Consider the following 1,003-nt stretch of genomic DNA (forward strand, 5'->3'; position numbering starts at 1 on the left):
TACGCTCTTCCAGACCGGCGGCTTTTTCGGCCATGGCAACAACCATCGCCTTGAGCGCGTCAACGTCGTCCGGGAGCGCGAGATCGGGTGCCGACATGGCCAAAATCAGAGCATATTCGCGGGCAATTTTCCCGCGTTTTCAGGCCCCTGATTCATCATGCCGCAGGGTTTTACCCAACCGATTGCGGCCGCCTGACGGTCTCCGTTCGAACCCGTTTCCAGTCCATTCCGTCAACCAGAGCCATGAGCTGAGCATGATTGAGCTGGACCCGGTGGTGGCCGATCCGCGGCCAGCAGAACTTCGCCTCATCCAGCCGCTTGGCATAAAGACACACGCCGCTGCCGTCCCACCAGACGATCTTGATCCTGTCCGCTCTTTTGGCGCGGAATACATAAAGTGCGCCGTTGAATGGATCCGAGCCGGCATCGCGCACCAGTGCCAAAAGGCCGTCGGGACCTTTTCTAAAATCGACGGGATGACTGGCGAGCAACACCTTCACGCCAGCCGGGATCATGCCTGGCGAACCGCCCGGATAATCCGCACCAGCTGCTCCTCATTGATATCGGCACCGGCGCGAATGACCACGCCACCCAGCTCGATCTCCACCGACGCAGACGCTGTCGGCGTGACCTCGACAAAGCCGAGCCGCTCCGCATCCCTGTGTGGCGTGACCGCACCGCTCTTGATCGCCTTGCTCCGCCAGCCGAACAGCTGGGCCGGCGCCATCCCCGCCTGTCTGGCAATGGCCGATACATTCGCGCCCGGCTTCAGTGTCGCCTCGATCAGCCGCGACTTCGCTTCCGCCGACCAGCGCCGGCGCGGACGCTGCGGGCTTGCCTCCAGTCGGTTGGCAACCGCTTCAAGAACATGGAAACTTCTATCATCAGGCATAGGCGCAGACATAGAAATTGACACTGCAAGCTCCTCGGCTCCTTGCTTCAGTGTCAGTATGTCTCGCTCATCACCTCAAGCCGCGCCAGATGGGGTCAGCTTGGCGCTTAC

The 1,003-nt window shown here is 61.2% G+C and carries 2 protein-coding genes; both read right to left on the bottom strand.

From position 1 onward, the window contains the following. Nucleotides 1-170: 170 nt before the first annotated feature. Nucleotides 171-515, bottom strand: a complete 345-nt coding sequence (tnpB, locus tag NKH89_RS35625; protein WP_352642448.1) for an IS66 family insertion sequence element accessory protein TnpB — start codon at nt 513-515, stop codon at nt 171-173. Continuing rightward, nucleotides 512-892, bottom strand: coding sequence for a transposase (locus NKH89_RS35630; protein ID WP_245274633.1), 381 nt, complete (start codon nt 890-892; stop codon nt 512-514). Before NKH89_RS35630 ends, tnpB begins: the two co-directional genes overlap by 4 nt. Nucleotides 893-1,003: the final 111 nt, after the last annotated feature.

The sequence above is a fragment of the Mesorhizobium sp. M0923 genome (assembly GCF_040319365.1).
Taxonomy (GTDB): domain Bacteria; phylum Pseudomonadota; class Alphaproteobacteria; order Rhizobiales; family Rhizobiaceae; genus Mesorhizobium.

Excerpts from the sequence above, each read along its gene's own strand:
- NKH89_RS35630 (WP_245274633.1), bottom strand. The coding sequence starts at position 892 with ATGCCTGATGATAGAAGTTTCCATGTTCTTGAAGCGGTTGCCAACCGA.
- tnpB (WP_352642448.1), bottom strand. The coding sequence starts at position 515 with ATGATCCCGGCTGGCGTGAAGGTGTTGCTCGCCAGTCATCCCGTCGAT.